A 23883-nucleotide genomic window follows, 5' to 3' on the forward strand; every position below is an offset into this window, starting at 1 on the left:
AGCAGCGGCAAGCTCCAAGCCGCAGGCTTCAAGCAAAAGCAGATCTGCTCTTACTTGCCGCTTGTAGCTTGCAGCTTGTCGCTATGAGGAGATCCAAATGTCTAAGAAAATCTTCGTAACCGACACCATCCTGCGTGACGCCCACCAATCTCTGCTCGCAACGCGCATGCGCACCGAGGACATGCTGCCGATCTGCGACAAGCTCGACAAGGTTGGCTACTGGTCGCTGGAGTGCTGGGGCGGCGCGACCTTTGATGCCTGCGTGCGCTTTCTGAAAGAAGATCCGTGGGAACGCTTGCGCCAACTGCGGGCCGCATTGCCCAATACACGTCTACAAATGTTGCTGCGAGGCCAGAACCTGTTGGGTTATCGCCACTACAGCGACGACGTGGTCAAAGCTTTCGTCGCCAAGGCCGCGGTCAATGGCATTGATGTGTTCCGTATCTTCGACGCCATGAACGACGTGCGTAACCTGCGCGTCGCCATCGAGGCGGTGAAAGCCGCTGGCAAACATGCTCAGGGCACCATCGCTTACACGACGAGTCCGGTGCACACCATCGAGGCCTTCGTCGGTCAGGCCAAACAGATGGAATCCATGGGTTGCGACTCAGTGGCAATCAAAGACATGGCCGGTTTGCTGACGCCTTACGCCACGGGCGAACTGGTCAAGGCACTCAAAGCCGAGCAGTCGCTGCCGGTGTTCATCCATTCCCACGACACGGCGGGTCTGGCTGCCATGTGCCAACTCAAGGCCATCGAAAACGGCGCGGACCATATCGACACCGCCATCTCCAGCTTCGCCTGGGGCACAGGCCACCCTGGCACTGAGTCCATGGTGGCCGCGCTCAAAGGCAGCGAATTTGATACAGGCTTGAACCTGGAACTGCTGCAGGAAATCGGTCTGTATTTCTATGCAGTCCGTAAGAAGTATCACCAGTTCGAAAGCGAATTCACGGCTGTCGATACGCGGGTCCAGGTCAATCAGGTGCCGGGCGGAATGATTTCCAACCTTGCCAACCAGCTAAAAGAGCAGGGTGCGCTGAATCGTATGGGCGAAGTGCTGGCCGAGATTCCGCGGGTACGTAAAGACTTGGGTTATCCACCACTGGTCACGCCGACTTCGCAAATCGTCGGTACCCAAGCGTTCTTCAACGTTCTGGCCGGTGAGCGTTACAAGACCATCACCAATGAAGTGAAGCTCTACCTGCAAGGCGGCTACGGCAAGGCGCCGGGTCAAGTGGATGAAAAACTGCGTCGTCAGGCGATCGGTAACGAAGACCTGATCGACGTGCGACCTGCTGACTTGCTTAAGCCGGAAATGACCAGGCTGCGCGGCGAAATCGGTGCTTTGGCTAAATCCGAAGAAGACGTCCTGACCTATGCCATGTTTCCTGACATTGGCCGCAAGTTCCTCGAAGATCGCGCTGCTGGCGCGCTCAAGCCCGAAGAGTTGTTGCCTATTCCGGAAGCGGGTGGCGTGAGCAGTGCGAGTGGGGAGGGCGTACCGACCGAGTTCGTCATCGACGTGCACGGCGAAAGTTATCGCGTGGATATCACTGGCGTGGGTGTGAAGGCTGAAGGCAAGCGCCATTTCTACCTGTCCATCGATGGCATGCCGGAAGAAGTGGTGTTCGAGCCGCTCAATCAGTTCGTCAGCGGCGGTGCCAGCAAGCGCGCCCAGGCCACAGGGCCGGGCCACGTCAGCACTGCCATGCCCGGCAACATCGTCGATGTGCTGGTCAAGGAAGGCGACATGGTCAAAGCCGGTCAGGCGGTCTTGATTACCGAAGCCATGAAGATGGAAACCGAAGTCCAGGCGTCAATCGCCGGCAAGGTGGTCGCCATTCACGTGGCCAAGGGGGATCGGGTCAATCCGGGCGAGATACTGGTTGAGATTGAGGGTTGATCAGACACGGTCCCGTACTGTGGTGGGCTCATGTGGGAGCGGATTTATCCGCGAATGCTGCGGTGAAAACGCTGCATATGTTTAAGGTTTACCGGCCTCTTCGCGAATGAATTCGCTCCCACTGGGCTGTGTTGGCAGGCCTTGAGTTTCAAGATTTCCTCGGGGGGCCTTCGTGGCTCCTTTTTTTATCTCTACACTCATAACTGCATTACATTGCATTTTTAAACCCGAACAGCACAGCAAAAATGCACTATAGTGCAGATGCAGTCCGTTTATACGGCTTTCAGGTGCAATAAATTGCAGGTGGCCCATGTATAACCTCACTCTCCAGATCTATGGCGGTGGCATCTGGAAGGATGCAATGACCCTTTCGTTCGACGACCCCTCCAAAGGGTTTCTCGGCCCATGCCGTTTCGCCTACAAGGCGGAATATGTTCTGGACGCTTATCCGAATTCTTTCGCCCAAGGTGTGAGCGCCCGCCTGCCGGTGGATTTTGAAACCTTTTCATTGCCCGAAGCCCCGGCTTTCCTGCACGACATTGCTCCTTCTGGCGCGGCCAAGCGCTTCCTCATCGCCCAGCTAGGTCGACAAAAGCCGGAAGGCTTGAGCGATGACTTGTACCTGCTTGGGCGTAGCACGCCCGCTCCTATTGGCAACTTGCGGATCAAGGAGTCAGTAGCGGTTCTGGAAGAGGGCGAGGCCATGGGCTTTACGCGTGGGGATGTCATCACCCGTGACCAGCATTTTCTTGAGTATGCCTATGAACAGGGCGCTGCCATTGGTGGTGCTACCGGCGCGGGCGGCGAAGCGCCGAAGTTGTTGATGACGCAGGGCGTCGACGGCTTGCTGTATCCCGATGCGGTGCTGGCTGATGAACAGGCTCGGGGGCACTGGTTCATCAAGCTCGCCCGAAACCAGGCCCTGAAAAACGATCAGGATATTCTGCGCAGTGAGTACTTGTACTACAGGGCGCTGCAAGGGCTTGGTATCGATACCGTTGCGACAGAGGACATGGCGCTGGAGGAGGCGACCAAACCGAGCCTGTGGATGAAACGCTTTGATCGTCGTATCACCGGGCAAGGCGTAGAGCGGTTGGCGGTGGAATCGATCTATTCGCTGGCCGGAGTGACATTGCCAGGTAGCCGCATGGATCATCTGGAAGTCATCACACTCTTGAGCGCCCTTTGGTCGCAAGCAGGGCAGGAGGAAGAAATACCTGATCTGGTGGCTGAATACCTGCGCCGTGACTTGATCAACCAGATCCTTGGCAACTCGGATAATCACGGTCGCAATACGGCAATTATTCGCAGTCAAGACGGTTATCGACTTGCGCCCATTTATGATCTTGCACCCATGGTAATGGATGCCGAAGGCATCACGCGTACAACAAAATGGTCGAAGTCCATTGAGCGGGCAGGGATAGTGAACTGGCGGGCAGCGTGTGATTCACTGGCAGATATTCTTGATCCGCAGCAAGCTTTCGAGCGCTTGTGTCACGACGCCCAGCAGCTAAGATCACTGCCGGATATGTTGCGTGACAGCGGTTTGCCGGACACGACGTTCAACCATCCGGCCATCGCTTTGGGCAAACTGGACGAGCGGCTGACGACCTGGGGGCTGCAATGACCTTATCCATCGACGCCCGCGCGCTGCTGATCGAAAGTGTTCAGCAGGGTATCGCCGACGGAAGCCTTGAGATGGGTGAAGCAGTCAAGCGCCTGCGGGTGGAGGGAGCGAGGCTGCATCAAAGTCAGTACGCCCGAATGTGCAAAATCTCGGTGCGCACGCTGATTCAGATCGAGCAGGGTGAGGGTAACCCGACGCTCAAGTCGTTGAACGCCGTGTTCCGGCCGTTCGGTTTGCAGATGGGCGTGGTGAGGCGTCATAAGCAGATCAGCTAATGGCGTCTCACCACGCATCAGGAATCAGAAGAAATCCAGCTCCTGTCGATTCTTATGGTTTTTTATAGCGCTGCTGAATGGCCTCAGCCACTTGCTTGAAGGTGATGCTTTTAGTCGCGATCTTCTGCATGCCGTCTTCAGGCAGGTAACCCAGTTTTACATACAGGACTTCTCCCTTTTCTCTCTGCGCCTCGGTCAGACCGAGAAGGGACTTTCTGATGGCTTCCAGGCTAGTCGGACTTGAAACAAATGTTACCCAGTCCGGTACCGGAATGGTGCTGGCGAAGTAACTGGCAACGTTGACCAACGCATCGCCCAAAGGAAATACGGCTTTGAAACGTTCCTGAGGTTTATACGTTGCGATGCCCATATAGATCTCGGGCAGCTCTTTGATCCTGTTCTCGATCCCTCGTTTTTGATTGGAAAGAAGAAACTCGAAAATTTCCAATGAGGTACCGACGATAACCAGCGACTGAGCACCAATAGCCGATTCATCAAAAAGGTAACCGTTAAAGGTGGAGGAAGTTAAGGCCTTCATCCTCCCTCCCTGATCGAGAATAATGCTGCCGTACTTTCCGTTATGCAGAACCGGGGAAACTGCGCGCCATGGGTTTTTGTGAACCGATGCCTTTGTGTAGATATTCATTCTCACAACGTCCTTGTTGTTTATTACGGGTTAGTGACTCTATGCCTGATAGGCATGACTGAACGTTAGTCGCTTAAACGAGATCGTAGGCGTTGATATGTGTCCAGTTATTGGATCGACGCAGTTCTGAGTTCACGAGCAACGCGAGTAGGGCCGAAAAATTCTTAGCGCTTTCGAAATGCCTCCAACCCTTCTACCTGCTGCCCCTCCTTGAAGTTATCCACTGCCAGCCAACCCTCAAATGCCTTCTGCAACTCAGGCCACTCCTCGTCGATGATCGAATACCAGGCTGTGTCCCGATTGATGCCTTTGACGACCATGTGCTGGCGGAAGGTGCCTTCATAGCTGAAGCCAAACCGCTCGGCGGCGCGTTTCGAGCGAGCGTTGTTGGCGTTGCATTTCCATTCCAGACGGCGATTGCCCAGCGCGAATGACTCTTTAGCCAATAGATAAATCGCCTCAGTACCTTTCGGCGTACGTTGCATCGATGCGCCGAAGGTCACATGACCGATCTCGATCCGGCCGTGGGCGGCGACAATGGACAGAAAGCTTATGCAGCCGTTGGTGGCCCCTGTGGCCTGATCGACGATGGCGTAGAACCAGGGATCGGTGTCGGCTGCATGGCGGGTTAGCCAGGCATCAAAATCGCTGCGCTCCAGAAACGGACCGTACGGCAAATAGTCCCACAACTTCGGATCAGAGCCTGGGCCTTGCAGCGCAGCCCACAAACCATCGCCATGGCGCGCGACACTGAGTTTTTCCAGGCGGATGAAGCGTCCTTCCAGCGTTCGGGCATCTGGAAGTCTGGCGGGCTGCCAATCAGGTACAGGGTTCGGCATGGACTCTTTCCTAGATCATTTTGCGAAATTGAATGTAGCCCGGGCGTTCGGCGATACGTTCATAAAGCTGAATCGCGGTGGCGTTGGTTTCGTGAGTCAGCCAGTGCACCTTGTCGCAGCCATTGGCTTTGGCAGTGGTGTAAACGTGCTCTATCAACAGGCGGCCTACACCGGTCCCACGTTGTTCCGGTGCTACCAACAGGTCCTGAAGATAACAGGCATTGGCAATGCTCCAGTTCGAACGATGGTAGATGAAATGGACCATGCCCACCGCTTTGCCGTCTTGCCAGGCCAATGCCGCATTGGTCGGTTCGGACCGGTCGAGAAAGCGCGCCCAGGTACTCGCAATTACAGCGTCGGATAGCTCGGTTTTGTAGAACGTCAGGTAGGCCTGCCATAGCGGTAACCATGCGGCGTGATCGTTCTCGGTAACGGGGCGGATCTGAATGTCGGTCATGACAGTCTCCTGGCGGAATAGCTGACTGAACTAAGTGCTTTTCTGTAGGAGCTGCCGAAGGCTGCGAAGCATTTCTCCTGATACATCGCGATCGCAGCCTTCGGCAGCTCCTACAGGCTCTATGTTTGCCACGAAACAGCGTGCAGATCCTGATTTGCGTCACAAAACACTTTCAGCTCATCTGGTGAGCCAGTTCCTGATCTTTTGAATCTGCGCTGGCCGTCAGCCCTTCACGTACGCCTGCGTAATCAGCAGCAGAGCGGTTCTGACCTAGCTTGCGTTTACCTTCCAGACGCTCGATGGGTAGCGAGAAGCCGACAATGGCACTGAGCATCTTGTCGATGTAATCGGCGGGCGCATCGGCCACGGCCCAAGGGGTGGCGCGCCCGTTTTCATGTTTGTCGGTCAGGCCACTGACCACGTCCAGCAGTCGCTGCGGATCATTGAAAACCTGCGCAACGCCGTAAGCGTGAATGGCCACGTAATTCCAGGTGGGCACCACTTTGCCGTGCTCGGCCTTGGCTGGATAAAACGACGGGCTGATATAAGCGTCTGCACCGGGGAAAATCACTAAAGCCTGTGCGCCGTTCTCCAACGCGCGCCACTGAGGGTTGGCCTTGGCCAGGTGTCCGTACAGGGTGCCATTGGAGCTTTCATTCGCGCGCAACAGCAGCGGCAAATGGGTGGCCTGCATACCGTGTTCGTCGTGGGTGACCAGGATCGCCAGTCGAGTCTGCTCAATCAGCGCGTGCAGGCTGCCCAGGTCTTCGTCTTTGAAAGCGCTCGGTATGTACATGGAAATATCTCTTGGCCGAAGTCTCAATCCTAGGCAGGCTATTGGTTGGTTGTAAGAGCCATTAATAGCCAATTCGATAGGGCCAATGCATGTCCGAACAACCGCCATCATTCCCGTTCAGCCTTGCCGGCATTGAGCTGGATCGCCGTCAGGGTCTGAGTCGTCAGCTTTATCAGGCACTGCGCGCGCGTATCCTGGACGGGCGCTTGAGCAGTGGGACGCGACTGCCAGCCAGTCGCGATCTGGCTGAATCCTTGAGCATCTCCCGCAATAGCGTGATGCGCGCCTACGATCAGCTCTACGCCGAGGGTTTCACCGACGGGCGTGTTGGAGACGGAACCTACGTGGCGCAATTACCCAATCAGGTGATGCCCGGCAAAAAATTATCCACAAAAGTGTCCACAGGGTTATCTACAGGTTTATACACAGCTTTATCCACAAAACTGGAAAATGCTTCACCCAATTCTCTTGATCAAGTTATCCACAACCCGGCGATCAAGAAGCTTGAGACGCATCATCTGGGCACTTATTCGCCAAGCGCGCCGCGGGCTTTCCGGGTGGGCGTTCCGGCGTTTGACCTATTTCCGTTTGCTGTTTGGGGCAAGCTTTACGCAGCTTTTTGGCGTAAGCCGGATCTGGCGATGCTCGGTTACGGCCCGGCCGCTGGCGACACACGTCTGCGCGAGCTGGTCGCTGCCTACCTGCGCACTTCCCGTGGTCTGAAGTGCACCGGTGAGCAAATAGTAATCACCAGTGGTGCGCAGCAAGCGATCAGCCTTTGTGCACAGCTGTTGTTGGAGGAAGGTGATGGCGTCGCGATAGAGAATCCAGGCTACCGCGCCGCCGGTCATGCCTTTGCCATTGCCGGAGCAAAGTTGCATGGCATTGCCGTTGATGAGGACGGCATGCGCTGCGATCAGTTGCAGCGGCAGGCCTGCAAACTGGCTTATGTCACGCCGTCTCACCAATATCCGACGGGTGTGGTGATGAGCCTGGCGCGCCGCCTTGAGCTGCTCGCCTGGGCCGAGAAGGCACAAGGCTGGATTGTCGAAGACGACTACGATGGCGAATACCGCTACAGCGGCGCGCCATTGGCACCCCTGGCGGCACTGGACCGAAGCGGGCGGGTTTTGTATGTCGGCACCTTCGGCAAGATTGCTTATCCGGGGTTGCGTCTTGGTTATCTGGTGCTGCCTGCCGGGTTGGTGGAACCTTTCAGCCGTCGACGTGCGGTGGACATGCGCCATTCGGAAGTCAGTACTCAGGTGGTGATGGCCGAGTTCATCGCTGCGGGCCATTTCCAGCGTCACATCCGCCGTATGCGCCGCGCTGCCTTGAGCCGTCGCAATACTCTGCTCAGTCACTGGCCCGAGAACATAACGGGCTGCGCAGCAATGCCCAAAGTTGTCGCGGGGCTGCATGTGGCAGTGAGAGTGGACAGCCTTGAGCGGGAAACAGAACTGATCGAAAAAGCCAAAAGTGTCGACGTTGAAATCAGCCCGTTGAGCGGTTATTGGCTGCCCGAATCCAGTGAGCCTGTGGATAACAGGGCAGGGCTGGTGCTGGGATTTGCGGCCGTGCCCGAGGCGGATATTGTGGATGCGCTGAAGAGGCTGACGCAGGTTTGGCGGGATTGATCAAGGTCAGCGCACATCCCCCGTGGGAGCGAATTTATTCGCGAAGAGGCCGGTACATTCACAGCATTTTCATCGTCAGGAATACTGCCTTCGCGGATGAATCCGGTCCCACGGGTTGAAGTGTTTGCCGATAGTTCGGCAGGATCACGAAAGCTTGTGCGCGATATACTCGCCGCCATTACCCTTTTCAAACCGAGACCTCCCATGAGTACTTCTCTTGCTGCGGCACCGGCTCGCAAGCCCGGTGCGCCGCTCATTGCTACTTTCCTGTTGTTGTTCATCGCGATGTTTCTGCTGAGCAGCGTTGGCATGCGTCAGGTGCTCCTGCTCATCGTCGGCGCGGCGTTAGGGCTGACGCTTTATCACGCAGCTTTCGGCTTCACCTCCGCATGGCGGGTGTTCATTCGTGAGCGGCGCGGTGCGGGCTTGAGGGCGCAAATGGTCATGCTGGCCATCGCCGTGGTGCTGTTCTTCCCGGCGTTGGGCGCGGGCACGTTGTTCGGTCAGCCAGTGAATGGCCTGGTTGCACCAGCAGGTGTGTCGGTTGTGTTCGGTGCCTTTATCTTCGGCATCGGCATGCAGTTGGGTGGTGGTTGTGCGTCCGGTACGCTGTTCACGGCGGGCGGCGGTAACGCACGGATGCTGGTGACGCTGCTGTTCTTCATCCTTGGCTCGTTGATCGCGACTCATCACGTTGACTGGTGGTTTGCGCTGCCGTCTTTTCCGGCAACATCCATCGTCAAAAGCTTTGGTGTAATCCCTGCGCTGTTGCTGAGTCTGGCGGTGTTCGCGGCCATTGCATTCGTGACTGTGCGCCTGGAAAAGCGCCGTCACGGCCAACTGGAAGCCGCGGTGACCAGTGAACACGTCGGCCTGCGCCGCTTCCTGCACGGTCCATGGCCACTGGTGTGGGGCGCGATTGGTTTGGCATTGCTTAACTACGCAACCCTGGCCCTGGCCGGTCGCCCTTGGGGCATCACTTCGGCGTTTGCCCTGTGGGGCGCGAAGGTCGCGGGTTCTCTGGGTGTCGATGTAGGCAGTTGGGCCTTCTGGCAGATGCCCGCCAATGCCAAGGCGTTGGCCGCGCCAGTGTGGGAAGACATCACCAGTGTGATGGATATCGGCATCATGATCGGTGCGCTACTGGCAGCTGGTTTGGCAGGAAAATTCGCACCCAACCTGAAAATCCCGACGCGCTCCATCGTCGCGGCAGTGATCGGCGGCCTGCTGCTGGGCTACGGTTCACGTCTGGCCTACGGCTGTAACATCGGCGCGTACTTCAGCGGTATCGCATCCGGCAGCCTGCACGGCTGGTTGTGGCTGGTAGCTGCGTACATTGGCAACGTGGCGGGCGTCAAATTCCGCCCGTTCTTCTTCCCGGGCGAGAAGCCGCAGGTTGCGTTGAGCGGTTGCTAATCGACACCATTGACCTGCTGTAGCAAATCCTGTGCAGACTGTGTGACAACTACTGCGCTCGGCAATACTGCGTTAAAAACAGGCGAAAAAATGCTCATTTAGAACACCTAGACTCCGCTTTTTCGCCTGTTTTTGCATTGTCTTGCCGTCGCTCGCTACGTTTTCACACAGTCTGTGTGGGAGCGAAGTTATTCGCGAAGAAGCGCGTACATCCGACCTGATCTATAGGTCTGGAATACCGCATTCGCGAATGAATTCGCTCCCACAAGGGATCACTGCTCTAACTGCTCCTTCGCCAGCTTCACAATGTTCTCCACCGTAAAGCCGAACTTGGCCTGCAGTTTGTCGATGGGTGCCGAGGCGCCGAAGGTATTCATCGTGACCTTGGTGCCCGTGTTGCCCACATAGCGATCCCAACCCAGCGGGCCTGCCTGTTCCACCGCAACCCGAGCGGTGACCGAGGGCGGGAAGACGCTGTCGCGATAAGCCTGATCCTGATCTTCAAACAACTCCCAACTCGGCATCGATACCACGCGAGCAGCAACGCCTTGGGCTTTCAGTTGCTCGAACGCCTGCACGGTCATGCCAACCTCGCTGCCGGTGGCAATCAGAATCACCTCAGGTTCGCCGTCTTTGGCATCGGCTAACACATAAGCGCCTTTGGCCAGACCCTCTGCCGACGCATATTGCGTGCGGTCCAGCGTGGGCAGCGGTTGGCGAGACAGCACAATGCAAGACGGACGACTGGTTTGCGCCAAGGCGATTTTCCAGGCCTGTGCGGTTTCATTCGCATCACCGGGGCGCAGTGTGAGCAAACCGGGCGTAGCGCGAAGCTGGGTCAATTGCTCGATAGGCTGGTGAGTCGGGCCGTCTTCGCCAACGCCGATGGAGTCGTGGGTGAAGACAAAGATCACCGGCAACTCCATGATCGACGCCAGGCGAATCGGCGGCTTCATGTAATCGCTGAACACCAGAAACGTCGAGGTGTAGGGTCGTACGTAAGACAGCGCCATGCCGTTGGCAATCGAGCCCATGGCGTGTTCGCGAATACCGAAGTGCAAGTTGCGGCCGCTGTAATTGTCAGCCGAAAAACTCCCGGCGCCGTCGAACGTCAGGTTGGTTTTGGTCGATGGCGACAAGTCAGCCGATCCGCCCAGTAACCAGGGGATTTTCGCCGCGAAGGCATTGAGGACCTTGCCACCGGAAGCGCGCGACGCGATGCCTTTGGCGTCGGTCTCGAAGGTTTGCAGGTTGTCCTGCCACTGCTCGGGCATTTCTCCAGCGCGCATGCGTTGCAGCTCATCGGCCAGATCCGCTTGTTCTTCTTCCAGCTTATTGAGCGCGCCTTGCCAGCTTTCATAATTGCTGGCATTGCGCTCAATCAGGGCGTCGTGCAACCAGGTGCGCGCTTCGTCGGGCACCAGAAAGCTGGAGTTTTCGTCCCAGCCATAGGCTTTTTTGGTCAGCTTGATTTCATCGTCACCCAAGGGCTCACCGTGGGCCGCTGCGGTGTTGTGTTTGTTGGGCGAGCCAAAGCCGATCACGCTGTCGACTACGATCAAGGTCGGCGCGTCATCGGTGCGTTTGAACACCTCAAGGGCCCGGGCCAACGCTTCGGTGTCGTTGGCATCGGCCACATGCAGAGTGTTCCAGCCGTAGCCTTCAAAGCGGGTTTGCACGTCTTCGCTGAAGGCCAGCTCAGTGTGGCCTTCGATGCTGATGGTGTTGTTGTCGTAGATCCAGCACAGGTTGGCGAGCTTCAGGTGTCCGGCCATGGAGGCCGCCTCAGCGGTCACGCCCTCCATCATGTCGCCGTCACCACACAGCACGTACACGTTGTAATCGAACAGTGTGCGTTCAGGTGCGTTGAAGCGCTCGCCCAGCCAACGCTCAGCCATCGCCATCCCGACACTGTTGGCGCAGCCCTGGCCGAGTGGGCCAGTGGTGGTTTCCACGCCCGTAGTCATGCGGTATTCCGGGTGGCCGGGGGTTTTGGAGTCCATCTGGCGAAACTGCTTGATGTCTTCAAGGCTTATCGCTGGTTTGCCTGATGGTTTGCCGTGCTCATCAATTTCAACCACGCCTGCCAAGTGCAGCAACGAGTAGAGCAACATGGAGGCATGACCAACCGACAGCACGAAACGGTCGCGATTTGGCCAGTCCGGATGTTCAGGGTGATAGCGCAGGAACTGATTCCAGACGGTGTAGCCCACCGGCGCCAAAGCCATTGGCGTTCCTGGGTGGCCAGAGTTGGCCTTCTGCACGGCGTCCATGGCCAGGGTGCGAATGGTGTTGATACAGAGTTGGTCGCGTGCGGTGCGTTGTTCGCTGGAAAAAGACGAGCCCATTGAATTTACCCTCAGTGACGTGCTGCTGAACATCCAGATAAGTGTGGAGCGCAGCCGAGGGCTTTTTGTTCATTGTATTTTGGGGCTGTCCGATGGCCATTACGACCCAACCTTAACTGAACATTAAACGGTTCAGCTTTTATGCGGTCAGTCGCGAACCATATACCTCAATGGCATTCGAAGCAGGTGAGCGGCGTGTATTACGCAGTAGCCCATGAGGTAATCGTTTTGAAGCAAGCCATCATCGACAAATACCGATTTCTGATCAAAACCATTGGTTACGTAGGCTGGTCACTGTTCTGGCTGCTGATCTGGGACATCGTGGTCACGGCGGACTTCATGCTGTTTCTGGATCGCAAGATCAGCTTGCCCTCGTTGCCCTTGACCTTGCTGGCCTCTGCGCTGGTGGTACTCACCAGCTTTCGCAACTCCAGTGCCTATAACCGTTGGTGGGAAGCACGTACCTTGTGGGGCGCGATGGTGAATAACTCCCGCAGCTTCGCCCGTCAGGTGCTGACGCTGGTTGAGGATGAAGGCGAGCTGAATCCCGTGAAAGCAGTGTTGCTGCGTCGCCATGTGGCCTTCGTGAAATGCCTGTCTGCGCATCTGAAGGGTGAATCCTGTGGCGACGAAGTACAGTCATTGATAACCCGCGAGGAATACGCACGCAGGCACGAAACCAACAACTTCCCCAACGACATACTTAATACTTCGGCTGCACTGTTGGCCAAAGAGTACAAAGCCGGCCGTCTGGACAGCATCCGTCTGGCGCGTCTCGAATCGACAATGGTGGAACTCTCCAACTGCCAGGGTGGCATGGAACGTATCGCCAATACGCCGCTGCCTTACCCTTACGTGGCGTTCCCGCGTTTGTTCATCAGCCTGTTCTGCGTAATCCTGCCGATTGGTCTGGTGGACACGTTGGGCTGGTATACGCCGCTGGCGTCAACTGTCGTTGGCTTCATGCTGCTGGCCATCGAAAAGATCGGCACCGACCTGCAAAGCCCGTTCAAAGCCAGCGAGCATGAAATCCAGATGACCAAGCTGTGCGAAAACATCGAGCGCAACCTGGAGTCCATGCTTCGGGATGCGAAGGAAGAGTGCACGGTTTAAGCGAGTTTTGATGCAGGATTTGTTACGGCTCGGGCGCTTTATCTAACTGCATATAACTGCCTGATGTGCCGAGGAGATCTGTTGGAGCGAGGCTTGCCCGCGAACTAGACAACTCGGTATATCAGGAGCACTGCGTTATCGTTCTTCGTCGGAATGCCGCCCAGACCAAGCCTCGCTCCAACAGATCGGAGGCTACAGACTGTGTTGCATTCAAGAAATCCGCCTCCAAAACGCATCCGCCTCGGCATTCCTGTTACCCCGCCAGCGCACCAGAATCACTTCCAGGTGATCGGACTCCATCTCTGGGTAAAGGCGCACCAATTCCTTTCGCTCGATCAACGGCGCAACCATGGTGTGTGGCATGCAGGCCACGCCGTGTCCGGCAGCCGCCATCGGCTTCAGGGCTTCCGATACTGTCGCTTCGAATACCCGGCGCAGGCGGTGCGGTTGCGGGTGGCGTTTGACCTGTTTGTGTGACAGGTCATGCAGTTGTGCGCTGCGGGCATAGGTCAGCCATGGGATGGGCGCATCGGAGTTGGCGCAGCGAGCTGCCACTTCTGGCGTGGCGACCCAGTAGAGTTCATCGTGGCCCAGCGACAGCTCTTCGAATTCGCTTTGTCGGGAGTACGGCTCGGTCTGGGCATCGCGATAGAACAGGATGAAGTCGCAGCGTCCGGACATCAGCGCCATGTAGTAATCATCGGTACTGCGATAGCCCGTATCGATGCGGGTGAACATGGGCGACTCGGCGGACGAGAACTGGCTGATCCATTCCGGAAAGAAATTACAGCCCAGGGTATGCAGCGAGGCAAAGGTCAGGGGGCGGTCAATGATCTTCACGCTTTGCTCGCAATCTCGCGCCAGACGTACCAGCTCCGAGGCATTGGGCAGCAGCGCCTCACCGGCAGCGGTCAGCCGAATAGGATTCTTGCTGCGATCTATCAGTGTCGCGCCCAGGCGGGTTTCCAGCAACTGGATGCGTCTGCTCAGCGCCGATTGCGATGAACCGCGCATGCTGGCAGCGGCGGTAAACTTGCCCGTATCGGCCAGAGCCAGAAAGTCTTCGTACCAGTCGATATCCATAGTTATTCCAAAATTCGATAGCGCGACCAGCATAGTGGATCAACAGTCACTAACGCATGCAGGTTTTGTATGGCTATTGTGCAGGTAATCGCCACCTGCCGATCCAACGTGGTTCATCCATAACTAGAAAAATTTGTCGTAGAAGGGGCAATGCTATGCAAAAACGGAATGGCCTTAAGACTTTCATCAAGTCGTCAATGTTGCTGATCAGCCTCGTGGGTGCTGCAGGTGCGCAAGCGGGTGTACTGGAAAAGGTCAAAGCGCACGGTGCTGTGCGTTGCGGCGTTGCCAGTGACAAACCAGGTTTCTCCCTGATTGATGACAAGGGCCAATGGACCGGCATGGACGTTGACCTCTGCCGCGGCGTAGCAGCCGCTGTGTTGGGCGACGCAAGCAAGGTTGAATACATCGCGACCACCGGCAAGAACCGTTTCACTGCATTGGCCTCTGGCGAAATCGACGTGCTGTCCCGTGCGACCTCATGGACGGCGGATCGCGTTGCCAGCCTCGGTGTGGACTTCACCACCGTCTGGTTCTACGACGGTCAGGGCTTCATGACCCACGCCAAAGATGGTATCGAGAAGTTGACTGACCTGGATGGCGCAACCTTTTGCCTGTCACCGGGCACCACGTCGGAACAGAACCTGGACGACTATTTCAGCCAGCGCGGCCTGACTTACAAGACCGTGATTATCGAGAAAAGCCCTGAGTTGTTCGCAGCCTTCCAGAGCGGTCGTTGCAACGCGATTTCCAATGACTTGTCGGGTCTGGCCTCACGCCGTGCCGTCATGAACAACCCGCAAGACTACGCGTTACTGCCTGAAGTGATCTCCAAGGAGCCGTTGGGTGCTTATGTTGCTCAAGGCGATACCGTGTGGCGCAACATCGTGACCTGGACCGCCTATGCGCTGATGACTGCCGAAGAGTTCAGCATCACCTCGGCCAACGTCGATGAGATGCGCGCCAAGAAGGGCGGCTCGGCGGACGTCGCGCGTTTGCTGGGCACCGAAGGTTCGGTGGGCAAGGCATTCGGTATGGACAACGACTGGGCGTATCGCGCCATCAAGCAGGTCGGTAACTACGCCGAAATCTACGACCGCAACCTCGGCGAGAAAACCATTCTGAACTTCCCTCGAGGCCTTAACCGCTCGTGGAAAGATCAGGGCCTGCTGTACGCGCCACCAATCCGCTGATCGCGTCACTCTCCAACGGAATCACTGTCATGTGGACCCAACGCTTGCAGAACGCTCGAGTGCTGAGCGTGCTGCAGCAAGGCCTGGTTCTGGCCATTGTTGCAGCTGTGTTTTACGTGCTGGCGCACAACGCCAGTCTCAATTTGAAAGCGCTGAACATTGCTTCCGGCTTTGACTTTCTGTCACAGCGTGCCGGTTACGACATCAGCTTCAAACTGATCGACTTCACCCCCAACGACAGCTATGGCCGAGCCTATCTGGTGGGGTTGCTCAATACGCTGCTGGTCTCGGTGATGAGTATCGTAACCGCTACCGTCGTGGGCGTGGCGTTGGGTCTGTGCAAGGTTTCCGAGAACTGGCTGATCAATCGCCTGGCCGGTGCGAGTATCGAGTTTCTGCGCAATGTGCCGTTGGTGGTGCATCTGGTCTGGTGGTACGGACTGGCGCTGGCGTTGCCCGGTGTAAAGCAGGCGGTTTCGATTTTCGATGTGGCTTATCTGAGCAACAGCGGGTTGATATTGCCATGGCCTGCACAAGGTTCACTGGTGGGCTGGGGCCTGGCACTGATGGCGCTGGGCGTTTTGCTCGGTTTGATCGCCTGTCGCTTTCGTGATGCCAAGGCCAAATGGCGCAGTTTCACGCCACGACGCTGGCCATTGCTGTTGGCGGGTGCGGTGCTGCTACCGCTGCTGGTGTATGCCCTGAGCGACGCGCACTGGAGCTGGGAAGTTCCGGTTGCCAAAGGCTTTGGTTTCAAAGGTGGCGTAGCGCTGGTGCCGGAACTGCTGGCCTTGTGGTTGGCGTTGTCCTTCTACAGTGCCAGTTACATTGCCGAAATTGTCCGTGGTGCCATCCAGTCGGTGCAGCGCGGCCAATACGAGGCCGCCAAGGCGCTGGGCTTTGAATACGGGCCGACCATGCGTCGGTTGATCGTGCCGCAAGCGATCTATCCGATGATCCCGCAGGTCACCAACACCTATCTGAACATCGTCAAGAACTCATCTCTGGGTGTGGTCATCGGCTTCATGGAAATGGTGTCCTCCACCGGTGGCACCACCTTGAACCAGACCGGTCAGGCCATTGAGTGCATCGCGCTGGTGATGGGCACGTACTGCGTCATGAGCCTGCTGATTTCCATTGCGATGAACATCTACAACCATCGCATCGGTCAGCGAGGCCATTGAGGATGAACATGATCAATCAAGCATCCCCTGCGCGCTTGCCGCCGACTAAGCCGCTGCCGGTACGAGTTCGGGCGTGGACGCGCGAGCATCTGTTCCCCAGCGTGGGTCACGGCTTGCTGACCGTTGCCGTGCTGGCGTTGCTGCTGTGGAGTATTCCGGCAGCGCTGAACTGGCTGGTGTTCGATGCCACGTTCGTCGGTACGGCACGCACTGACTGCAATCCCCATGGTGCGTGCTGGCTGCCGATTACCCAGCGCTGGAACCTGTTCGTGTATGGCTTCTATCCGGAAGCCGAGCGCTGGCGGGTCAACCTGGCGCTGTTTTTGGCAGTCTTCGCCTTCGTGCTGCTGTTTTTCAAACGTCTTGATCGTCGCCTGCTGATTGGTTATCTCGCGCTACTGCCGGTGGTCATGTGGTGGTTGCTCAAAGGCGGCGCGGGTTTGCCGGAGATTTCGTCGACCAAGTTCGCGGGGATGATGGTGACGGTGTTTCTGGGCACGGTGGGTATGATCTTCGCCTTGCCCATCGGGATTCTGCTGGCCTTGGGGCGGCGCTCGAAGAAGCCCGTGATTCGCATCCTGAGCGTGATGTACATCGAGCTGGTGCGCTCTGTGCCGGTTATCTCGCTGCTGTTCATGGCGTCGCTGATGATCCAGCTGTTCCTGCCGCCGGGTTCTGCGTTCGACATCCTGCTGCGTGTGCAACTGGTGCTGATCCTGTTTACCGCTGCATACATGGCCGAGACCCTGCGTGGTGGTTTGCAGAACCTGCCGAAGGGCCAATACGAAGCGGCTCAGGCGTTGGGTTTTGGCTACTGGAAAACCATGGGCCAGATTGTCCTGCCGCAAGTCTTGAAACAGTCGATTGCGCCGCTGCTGACGCAATTCATCGGCCTGTTCAAGGAGACCACGCTGGTCATGATCGTCGGCGTGCTGGACATCGTCGGTATCGCCATGAGCACCGCCGCAGCGCCGGAATGGGTGGGCTATGGCCATGAGATCTACATTTTTCTGGCGATCTACTTCTTCGTCGTCTGCTTCGCACTGTCGCGCTATGCCCGGCACCTTGAAAAGAAACTGGAACAGAACCGCTCATGACTGATCATCGCGAGGCTGACGCAGCCCCTATCGTGCGTATCGAGCAACTGAACAAATGGTATGGCCAATCCCACGTCCTGCGGGACATCTCGTTGTCGGTCAAGCCGGGCGAGAAAGTGGTGATTTGCGGTCCTTCGGGTTCGGGCAAATCCACTTTGATTCGTTGCATCAATCAACTGGAACAGCATCAGCAAGGCACCGTCGAAGTGTTGGGCGAAGTGCTGGATGGCAACGTGAAACGCCTGGAGCGCATTCGCCGACAAGTCGGCATGTGTTTCCAGCATTTCAACCTGTTCCCGCACCTCACGGTGCTGAAGAACTGTACGTTGCCGCAGACTTCCAACCTCGGGGTGCCCGAAAAGGAAGCCATCGAGCGCGCTTTGGCTCTGCTCGACAAAGTGCGCATGCGCGATCACGCCAACAAGTTTCCGTCGCAGTTGTCCGGTGGTCAGCAGCAGCGCATCGCGATTGCCCGTGCGTTGTGCATGCAGCCCAAGGTCATGCTGTTCGATGAGCCGACCTCGGCACTGGACCCGGAGATGATTGCCGAAGTTCTGGAAGTCATGACCGGCCTGGCTCAGGAAGGCATGACAATGATTTGCGTGACTCACGAAATGGGTTTCGCCCGCAAAGTTGCCGACCGTGTCGTGTTCATGGATCAGGGTGAAATCGTCGAGCAGGCGACCCCGGATCGTTTCTTCTCTGCGCCGGAATCCGAGCGCACTCGTCGTTTCCTCAATCAGATCCTCGACCATGGAGTCCACGCGTGATGGCCAACCCTATTGCTATAGCCCTGCACGGTGGGGCGGGCGTACTGACTCCGGGTTTGCTGACGCCGGAAGACGAAACAGCCATTCACGAGGCGTTGTTGCGGGCACTGAAAGCGGGTCTGACGTTGCTCGAGCAGGACGGTAGCAGCCTGGATGCCGTGCAGGCAGCGGTTATCGAGCTGGAAGAGTGCCCGTGGTTCAACGCCGGTAAAGGCGCGGTGTTCACCCACACCGGTGATCACGAACTGGACGCTGCAATCATGCACGGCGCTAACCGCGAAGCGGGTGCTGTGGCGGGGATTCATTTCGTGCGCAATCCGATTCTGGCTGCCCGCGCCGTGCTGGAGCACAGCGAGCATGTTTTGCTTGCGGGCGTCGGCGCTGATGCGTTTCTGGAAACACAGAATCTGGAGCGTGTCGCCAACGACTGGTACGACACGGATCTACGTCGCCGTCAGTGGCAGACTCAGCTTCAACAGCCCAATAGCGTTTCGCTGGAGCCAGGCGGCGTCGACAAGAAGTTCGGCACCGTGGGCGCAGTTGCTCTGGACCGTCACGGCCATGTGGCTGCGGCGACGTCTACTGGCGGGATCACCAACAAGCGTTTCGGCCGTATCGGCGATTCGCCGTTGATTGGCTCCGGTACCTGGGCAGACGACCGCAGCGCAGCGATCTCCGCTACCGGTCATGGCGAGTTCTTCATCCGCACCGTAGTGGCCCACAACATCGCGTCCCGCGTGCTGCTGACCGGCGAAACGCTCAATACGGCCTGCGACACGGTGGTGTCAGGTGAGTTGAAAGCCATGGGCGGCAACGGTGGCGTGATTGCCGTATCACCAACCGGCGAAACCGCATTGAGCTTCAACACACCGGGCATGTACCGCGCGTGGCGTGATGAGCAGGGAGGTTTGCATACCGCGATTTATGCAGAGGATGATCGTCTGCATCTGGCTTAAGACTTGATCGTTTTGTAGGCACTGTGGGAGCGAATTCATTCGCGAAGAGGGCATTCCAGAAAAGTATCTGGTTCTGACACACCGCCTTCGCGAATGAATTTGCTCCCACACAGTCTGCACAGGTTCGAGTGTTCGCTGCGCTTAGCGCAGCTCCCCGCACAGATCCACTTCAACCAACCGGCGTACTTCAGCCAGCGGCAAGCCTGCACCCAGCAACAGATGCAGCTTGCCCAGCGCTGCTTCACGGGTCATGCCGCCACCGGACAGCACGCCAGCACCGCGCAGGCGGCTTCCCGCTTCGTAGACGTCCAGTTCGACACCGCCTTCATGGCATTGCGTGATTGCAACGACGCAGATGCCTTGCTGGTGGGCGCGTTCCAGGCTGGTCAGGAAAGCCGGGTCATCGCTGGGGCCGGTGCCGCTGCCGAAGCATTCAAGCACCAGCCCCTGGATGCCGCTGTCGATTACAGCGTTCAGTTGTGCTGCACCGATACCTGGAAATAACGGCAGGATGGCGACGCTGGCGGCGACTTTAGGCAGGCGATAATCCAGCGGCGCAGGGTGCGCAGCCGGTGTTTCGCCGCTGTGGGCGCGGTTCAGCGCTGCGAACGGATGGCGACCGAAGCTGCGGATTTTTGCGCAACGGGTCGGTGCCAGCAGTTCACCGTGGAAGTACAAATGCACGCCCGAGGTCAGACCTTTACCCAGCGCGACCAATGAGCCGTTGACGTTTTCCCAGGCATCGCTGTCCGGGACGCCAGCAGGCAGCATTGAGCCGGTGAAAAGCACTGGAGCACGGAGCCCCAGCAACTGGAAGCTCATGGCGGCGGCGCTGTAAGCCAGCGTGTCAGTACCGTGAAGGATCAACACCGCGTCGCAGCCATCGACATCAACGGCTTCGATGACCGCTTCGCGCAGACGCAGCCAGTAGGCCGGTGTCATGTTGGCGCTGTCGATCAGCGGGGCCATCTCACGAAAGCGCCATTCAGGCACCACCAGATCAGGCAGTTCGGCCAGTTGCCCGGCCATGCGTGCCTCGAAGCCCGATGCAGGTGTCAGGCCATTGGCGCTGGCCTGCATGCCGATAGTGCCACCGGTATAAAGAACCATGACTCGCTGAGCGGGTTGTGGCTGTTCATGAGTCATGATTCTTCTCCGGTATGACGTTAGCTATCAGGCTTGGGTAGCAGGCTTTGCCGTGGCCTCGACCGGGTTGACCGGTGTGTGGTCAGGGTTGGCAGGCCATGCGTTGCGGTCCAGGTCCAGATCCGGGAACTGGCTCGAATCGAATACTGGAGTCTTGATGCCCGCCTTACGTTGCGCATCGTAGTCGCGCAGGATGCGCATGGCGACTTTGAACAACATTGCCAGGGCGATCAGGTTGACGAAGGCCAGCAACGTCATGGTGATGTCGGCGAAGGCGAACACGGTGTTGAGATCAACGACGGCACCCCAGAGGATCAGCACCAGCACGAAAATCCGATAGCCGACGATGGCTTTCTTGCTCTCGCCCACCAGGAAACGCAGGCTGTTTTCGCCCAGGTAGTAGTTGTAGAGAATCGAGGTAAAGACAAACAGCGCCAGGGCGACACTGATGAAGATACGACCCCAGTCACCGACCACGGCTGCCAGCGAGTTCTGTGCCAGAACGATACCGTTGCCGCTGTAACCCACGTCGTAGATGCCCGAGAGCAGAATCAGCAACGCGGTGCAGGTGCAGATCACGAAGGTGTCGAGGAACACGCTGAATGCCTGAACCACGCCCTGTGAGATCGGGTGCTCAACCTGCGCAACAGCGGCCACGTTTGGTGCACTGCCCAGGCCGGCTTCGTTAGCGAACACGCCGCGTTTCACGCCCATGACGATTGCGCTGCCGATCAGGCCGCCAAACACCGGGTCCAGACCAAATGCGCTTTTGACGATGGTCGCCAGCATGGCCGGAACGTGGTCAATCTGCAGGACGATGACGTAAATGGTCACGGCGATGTAGATCAGGGTCTTGACCGGTACCAGCAGGTCCGAGATCGCCGCGATACGCTTGATGCCGCCGACGAATGCAAGGCCCAGCAACACTACCAGGCAGATACCGGTGGTCATGGTGTCGATGCCGAATGCACCTTTGAGGGAGTCGGTTACTGCGTGGGATTGCAGGCCGTTGAAGGCAAAACCGAAGGTCACCAGCAGCAATACTGCCATGACCATGCCGAGCCAGCGCTTACCCAGACCATGCTGGATGTAATACGCCGGACCGCCACGGAACTGGCCTTCGGAGTCTTTGCGTTTGTAGAGCTGAGCGAGCGAACACTCGATGAAGCTGCTGGCCATGCCCACCAGTGCGGTGACCCACATCCAGAAAACCGCGCCTGGGCCGCCCAGTGTTACGGCAATACCGACACCGGCAATGTTGCCTGCGCCGACACGTCCGGCAAGGCTGAGCATCAATGCCTGGAAGGAACTGAGCTGGCCGGTGCTGTTGCGTAAACTATCCCTGAAAACAGCGAACATGTGGAAAAAGTGGCGAAACTGGACGAAACGCGAACGTATCGTGAAATAACCGCCGAGCCCTACGATCAGTACGATCAGCACTTTACCCGAAAGGAAGTCGTTGATGACTTCAAGCATTGGAGAATCCTCGCTGTTGTTTTTAGGGGCGCGCACTATACCGGTGCGCTCGTCTTGCGTCTGCAATACTTTTCCTTTCCAGTGCAGCGATACATCCATGTTGTTATTGGCAGTGAGCGTTTTGCAGGTAAAAAAAAGGGTCCGGAGAGAATGATCTCTGGACCCCCAAAAGGGGTGAGGAGTGTCTAGGTCCTCAACACCTGGTGAGCGTGTAGCTGTCGAGCATTTGCATCAGGCCTTCAATGGGACCAGACGCGGGGCAATCATGTTTTCCGGTCGCAGGATGTCGTCCAGCATGGCGTCGTCCAGCAAGCCTTCTTCGCGAACCAGTTCCAGTACGCCGCGCCCGGTTTCCAGCGCGATACGGGCGATACGGGTGGCGTTTTCATAACCGATGTAAGGGTTCAGTGCGGTGACCAGGCCAATGGAGTGCTCGACCAGTTCGCGGCAGCGGGCTTCGTTGGCGGTGATGCCGACGATGCAGTGCTCGCGCAGCATGTCCATGGCGCGTTGCAGCAGGCGAATCGAATCGAAAATCTTGTAGGCGATCAGCGGCTCCATCACGTTGAGCTGCAATTGACCGCCTTCGGCTGCCATGGTCAGTGCCAGGTCGTTGCCGATGATTTCGAAGGCAACCATGTTGACCGCTTCCGGGATGACCGGGTTGACCTTGCCGGGCATGATCGAGCTGCCTGGCTGACGCGCTGGCAGGTTGATTTCGTTGATGCCGGTGCGTGGGCCGCTGGACAGCAGGCGCAGGTCGTTGCAGATCTTCGACAGTTTGACGGCGGTACGCTTGAGCATGCCGGAGAACAGCACGAAGGCGCCCATGTCGGAAGTGGCTTCGATCAGGTCAGCCGCCGGAACCAGTGGTTGGCCGCTGATGATCGCCAGACGGTCAACGGCAAGCTTCTGGTAGCCCGGGTCGGCGTTGATGCCGGTACCGATGGCGGTTCCGCCCAGGTTCACCTCGGTCAGCAGTTCTGGTGCCAGGCTGCGAAGACGATTCAAGTCTTCGGTCAGTGTTGTGGCGAAGGCGCGGAATTCCTGGCCGAGAGTCATCGGCACAGCGTCCTGCAGCTGGGTACGGCCCATTTTCAGTACGTGGTTGAATTCCTGGCCCTTGGCCGCGAATGCCTGAATCAGGCTGTCGAGGCTGGCCAGCAGAGCGTCGTGACCCAGCAGCAGGCCCAGACGAATAGCGGTCGGGTAGGCGTCGTTGGTCGATTGAGCCATGTTGACATCGTTATTCGGGTGCAGCTGTTTGTAATCGCCTTTCTCGAAGCCCATGGCTTCCAGAGCAATGTTGGCGATGACTTCGTTGGCATTCATGTTGGTTGAAGTGCCAGCGCCGCCTTGAATCATGTCCACCACGAAGTGCTCGTGGAAATCGCCGCGAATCAGACGTGCACAAGCTTCGCTGATCGCTGCATGCTTGGCCGCATTGAGGTGGCCCAACTGATGGTTCGCGTCAGCGGCTGCCTGTTTGACCATCGCCAGTCCGACTACCAGCTTCGGGTAGTGCGAAAGCGGAACGCCGGAAAGGTGAAAATTGTTCACCGCTCGCAACGTTTGAATACCGTAATACGCGTCAGCAGGGACTTCGAGAACACCAAGCAGGTCTTTTTCGGTGCGCGATGATGCAGGCGAGGACATGATAGAGATAATCTCAAGAGAGGCACGGACAAGGCCGGAACGCAGCTGATACTGGTCCTCTGGCATATTTTTGACCAATGCTGTTACATACTGGGCCATGCCGAAACGGCATAATGCAGATGTGACGCGATAGGTGTTACTGGCGTGTATATACATTTCCGGCGGTTAGCGGCGTCTTTGTGGGAGCGAATTCATTCGCGAATAGATGTCCCTGACACGTCTGTTTGTCTGACACACCGGCTTTCGCGAATGAATTCGCTCC

20 protein-coding genes are annotated in these 23883 nt (G+C 57.5%); 11 read left to right on the forward strand and 9 right to left on the reverse strand.

The features are described 5' to 3' along the window. Positions 1–97: 97 nt before the first annotated feature. The 3 genes from oadA to KDX30_RS02895 all read left to right on the forward strand — a co-directional run bounded on the left by oadA (position 98) and on the right by KDX30_RS02895 (position 3808). Positions 98–1906, forward strand: coding sequence for a sodium-extruding oxaloacetate decarboxylase subunit alpha (gene oadA, locus KDX30_RS02885; protein ID WP_231674912.1), 1809 nt, complete (start codon positions 98–100; stop codon positions 1904–1906). 310 nt (positions 1907–2216) lie between these two features. Next, positions 2217–3533, forward strand: a complete 1317-nt coding sequence (locus KDX30_RS02890; protein WP_231674913.1) for a type II toxin-antitoxin system HipA family toxin — start codon at positions 2217–2219, stop codon at positions 3531–3533. Then, positions 3530–3808 (forward strand): helix-turn-helix transcriptional regulator, encoded by a 279-nt coding sequence (locus tag KDX30_RS02895; RefSeq protein WP_027902364.1) that lies wholly within the window; start codon positions 3530–3532, stop codon positions 3806–3808. The genes KDX30_RS02890 and KDX30_RS02895 overlap by 4 nt, the downstream gene beginning before the upstream one ends. A 52-nt stretch (positions 3809–3860) precedes the next feature. On the opposite strand, the gene KDX30_RS02900 is transcribed toward KDX30_RS02895, so the two are convergent. From KDX30_RS02900 to KDX30_RS02915, 4 genes are all read right to left on the reverse strand, one after another. Continuing rightward, complete coding sequence (locus KDX30_RS02900; RefSeq protein ID WP_231674914.1) at positions 3861–4454, reverse strand: hypothetical protein; 594 nt, start codon at positions 4452–4454, stop codon at positions 3861–3863. A 164-nt stretch (positions 4455–4618) separates the two neighbouring features. Next, positions 4619–5293, reverse strand: a complete 675-nt coding sequence (locus tag KDX30_RS02905; RefSeq protein WP_231674915.1) for a GNAT family N-acetyltransferase — start codon at positions 5291–5293, stop codon at positions 4619–4621. A 10-nt stretch (positions 5294–5303) separates the two neighbouring features. Continuing rightward, on the reverse strand, positions 5304–5750 hold the full coding sequence (locus KDX30_RS02910; protein ID WP_231674916.1) for a GNAT family N-acetyltransferase: 447 nt from the start codon (positions 5748–5750) through the stop codon (positions 5304–5306). 172 nt (positions 5751–5922) lie between these two features. Further along, entirely contained in the window at positions 5923–6546 is a 624-nt protein-coding gene (locus KDX30_RS02915) for an FMN-binding negative transcriptional regulator (RefSeq protein WP_231674917.1), read from the reverse strand. A gap of 89 nt (positions 6547–6635) precedes the next feature. On the opposite strand from KDX30_RS02915, the gene pdxR reads away from it, so the two are divergent. Beyond that, entirely contained in the window at positions 6636–8183 is a 1548-nt protein-coding gene (gene pdxR / locus KDX30_RS02920) for a MocR-like pyridoxine biosynthesis transcription factor PdxR (RefSeq protein WP_231674918.1), read from the forward strand. A gap of 204 nt (positions 8184–8387) precedes the next feature. Next, complete coding sequence (locus KDX30_RS02925) at positions 8388–9599, forward strand: YeeE/YedE family protein (protein WP_231674919.1); 1212 nt, start codon at positions 8388–8390, stop codon at positions 9597–9599. Positions 9600–9871: 272 nt separating this feature from the next. Here KDX30_RS02925 and tkt read toward each other — a convergent pair whose 3' ends face one another. Further along, on the reverse strand, positions 9872–11947 hold the full coding sequence (gene tkt / locus KDX30_RS02930) for a transketolase (protein ID WP_231674920.1): 2076 nt from the start codon (positions 11945–11947) through the stop codon (positions 9872–9874). A 228-nt stretch (positions 11948–12175) separates the two neighbouring features. Here tkt and KDX30_RS02935 point away from each other — a divergent pair, with 228 nt between their 5' ends. Further along, positions 12176–13060, forward strand: coding sequence for a bestrophin family protein (locus tag KDX30_RS02935; protein WP_231674956.1), 885 nt, complete (start codon positions 12176–12178; stop codon positions 13058–13060). Positions 13061–13270: 210 nt separating this feature from the next. On the opposite strand, the gene KDX30_RS02940 is transcribed toward KDX30_RS02935, so the two are convergent. Then, positions 13271–14143 carry a LysR family transcriptional regulator gene (locus tag KDX30_RS02940; protein WP_231674921.1) on the reverse strand — a complete coding sequence of 291 codons (873 nt, stop codon included), beginning with the start codon at positions 14141–14143 and terminating at the stop codon, positions 13271–13273. Positions 14144–14340: 197 nt separating this feature from the next. Between KDX30_RS02940 and KDX30_RS02945 the strand changes: the two genes are divergently transcribed. Genes KDX30_RS02945 through KDX30_RS02965 form a run of 5 tightly spaced genes read left to right on the forward strand, consistent with a single transcriptional unit; the run spans position 14341 to position 19343 of the window. Beyond that, positions 14341–15336, forward strand: a complete 996-nt coding sequence (locus tag KDX30_RS02945) for an amino acid ABC transporter substrate-binding protein (RefSeq protein WP_373562242.1) — start codon at positions 14341–14343, stop codon at positions 15334–15336. Positions 15337–15365: 29 nt separating this feature from the next. Continuing rightward, complete coding sequence (locus KDX30_RS02950; RefSeq protein WP_231674922.1) at positions 15366–16520, forward strand: amino acid ABC transporter permease; 1155 nt, start codon at positions 15366–15368, stop codon at positions 16518–16520. Between the two features lie 8 nt (positions 16521–16528). Beyond that, positions 16529–17617, forward strand: coding sequence for an amino acid ABC transporter permease (locus tag KDX30_RS02955; RefSeq protein WP_231672255.1), 1089 nt, complete (start codon positions 16529–16531; stop codon positions 17615–17617). Continuing rightward, positions 17614–18387 carry an amino acid ABC transporter ATP-binding protein gene (locus KDX30_RS02960; RefSeq protein ID WP_095093048.1) on the forward strand — a complete coding sequence of 258 codons (774 nt, stop codon included), beginning with the start codon at positions 17614–17616 and terminating at the stop codon, positions 18385–18387. Before KDX30_RS02955 ends, KDX30_RS02960 begins: the two co-directional genes overlap by 4 nt. After that, positions 18387–19343: an isoaspartyl peptidase/L-asparaginase family protein gene (locus KDX30_RS02965; RefSeq protein WP_231665580.1), complete on the forward strand. Its 957-nt coding sequence runs from the start codon at positions 18387–18389 to the stop codon at positions 19341–19343. The genes KDX30_RS02960 and KDX30_RS02965 overlap by 1 nt, the downstream gene beginning before the upstream one ends. Before the next feature lie 141 nt (positions 19344–19484). Here the strand turns inward: KDX30_RS02965 and KDX30_RS02970 are convergent, their stop codons facing one another. From KDX30_RS02970 to KDX30_RS02980, 3 genes are all read right to left on the reverse strand, one after another. Then, the gene (locus tag KDX30_RS02970) at positions 19485–20489 is read right to left on the reverse strand and encodes an asparaginase (protein ID WP_231674923.1); all 1005 of its coding nucleotides are present in this window, start codon (positions 20487–20489) and stop codon (positions 19485–19487) included. A gap of 27 nt (positions 20490–20516) precedes the next feature. Next, the gene (locus KDX30_RS02975; RefSeq protein WP_099270109.1) at positions 20517–21965 is read right to left on the reverse strand and encodes an alanine/glycine:cation symporter family protein; all 1449 of its coding nucleotides are present in this window, start codon (positions 21963–21965) and stop codon (positions 20517–20519) included. 231 nt (positions 21966–22196) lie between these two features. Then, a complete protein-coding gene (locus tag KDX30_RS02980) occupies positions 22197–23621 on the reverse strand; it encodes an aspartate ammonia-lyase (RefSeq protein ID WP_027898152.1) in 1425 nt (474 codons plus the stop codon). Positions 23622–23883: the final 262 nt, after the last annotated feature.

It is taken from the genome of Pseudomonas quasicaspiana, from assembly GCF_021147825.1.
Taxonomy (GTDB): domain Bacteria; phylum Pseudomonadota; class Gammaproteobacteria; order Pseudomonadales; family Pseudomonadaceae; genus Aquipseudomonas; species Aquipseudomonas quasicaspiana.

Bases quoted from the DNA above. Each gene is read 5' to 3' on its own strand.
- oadA (WP_231674912.1), top strand. From the start codon at position 98: ATGTCTAAGAAAATCTTCGTAACCGACACCATCCTGCGTGACGCCCAC.
- KDX30_RS02890 (WP_231674913.1), top strand. From the start codon at position 2,217: ATGTATAACCTCACTCTCCAGATCTATGGCGGTGGCATCTGGAAGGAT.
- KDX30_RS02895 (WP_027902364.1), top strand. From the start codon at position 3,530: ATGACCTTATCCATCGACGCCCGCGCGCTGCTGATCGAAAGTGTTCAG.
- KDX30_RS02900 (WP_231674914.1), bottom strand. From the start codon at position 4,454: ATGAATATCTACACAAAGGCATCGGTTCACAAAAACCCATGGCGCGCA.
- KDX30_RS02905 (WP_231674915.1), bottom strand. From the start codon at position 5,293: ATGCCGAACCCTGTACCTGATTGGCAGCCCGCCAGACTTCCAGATGCC.
- KDX30_RS02910 (WP_231674916.1), bottom strand. From the start codon at position 5,750: ATGACCGACATTCAGATCCGCCCCGTTACCGAGAACGATCACGCCGCA.
- KDX30_RS02915 (WP_231674917.1), bottom strand. From the start codon at position 6,546: ATGTACATACCGAGCGCTTTCAAAGACGAAGACCTGGGCAGCCTGCAC.
- pdxR (WP_231674918.1), top strand. From the start codon at position 6,636: ATGTCCGAACAACCGCCATCATTCCCGTTCAGCCTTGCCGGCATTGAG.
- KDX30_RS02925 (WP_231674919.1), top strand. From the start codon at position 8,388: ATGAGTACTTCTCTTGCTGCGGCACCGGCTCGCAAGCCCGGTGCGCCG.
- tkt (WP_231674920.1), bottom strand. From the start codon at position 11,947: ATGGGCTCGTCTTTTTCCAGCGAACAACGCACCGCACGCGACCAACTC.
- KDX30_RS02940 (WP_231674921.1), bottom strand. From the start codon at position 14,143: ATGGATATCGACTGGTACGAAGACTTTCTGGCTCTGGCCGATACGGGC.
- KDX30_RS02945 (WP_373562242.1), top strand. From the start codon at position 14,341: ATGTTGCTGATCAGCCTCGTGGGTGCTGCAGGTGCGCAAGCGGGTGTA.
- KDX30_RS02950 (WP_231674922.1), top strand. From the start codon at position 15,366: ATGTGGACCCAACGCTTGCAGAACGCTCGAGTGCTGAGCGTGCTGCAG.
- KDX30_RS02955 (WP_231672255.1), top strand. From the start codon at position 16,529: ATGATCAATCAAGCATCCCCTGCGCGCTTGCCGCCGACTAAGCCGCTG.
- KDX30_RS02960 (WP_095093048.1), top strand. From the start codon at position 17,614: ATGACTGATCATCGCGAGGCTGACGCAGCCCCTATCGTGCGTATCGAG.
- KDX30_RS02965 (WP_231665580.1), top strand. From the start codon at position 18,387: ATGGCCAACCCTATTGCTATAGCCCTGCACGGTGGGGCGGGCGTACTG.
- KDX30_RS02970 (WP_231674923.1), bottom strand. From the start codon at position 20,489: ATGACTCATGAACAGCCACAACCCGCTCAGCGAGTCATGGTTCTTTAT.
- KDX30_RS02975 (WP_099270109.1), bottom strand. From the start codon at position 21,965: ATGCTTGAAGTCATCAACGACTTCCTTTCGGGTAAAGTGCTGATCGTA.
- KDX30_RS02980 (WP_027898152.1), bottom strand. From the start codon at position 23,621: ATGTCCTCGCCTGCATCATCGCGCACCGAAAAAGACCTGCTTGGTGTT.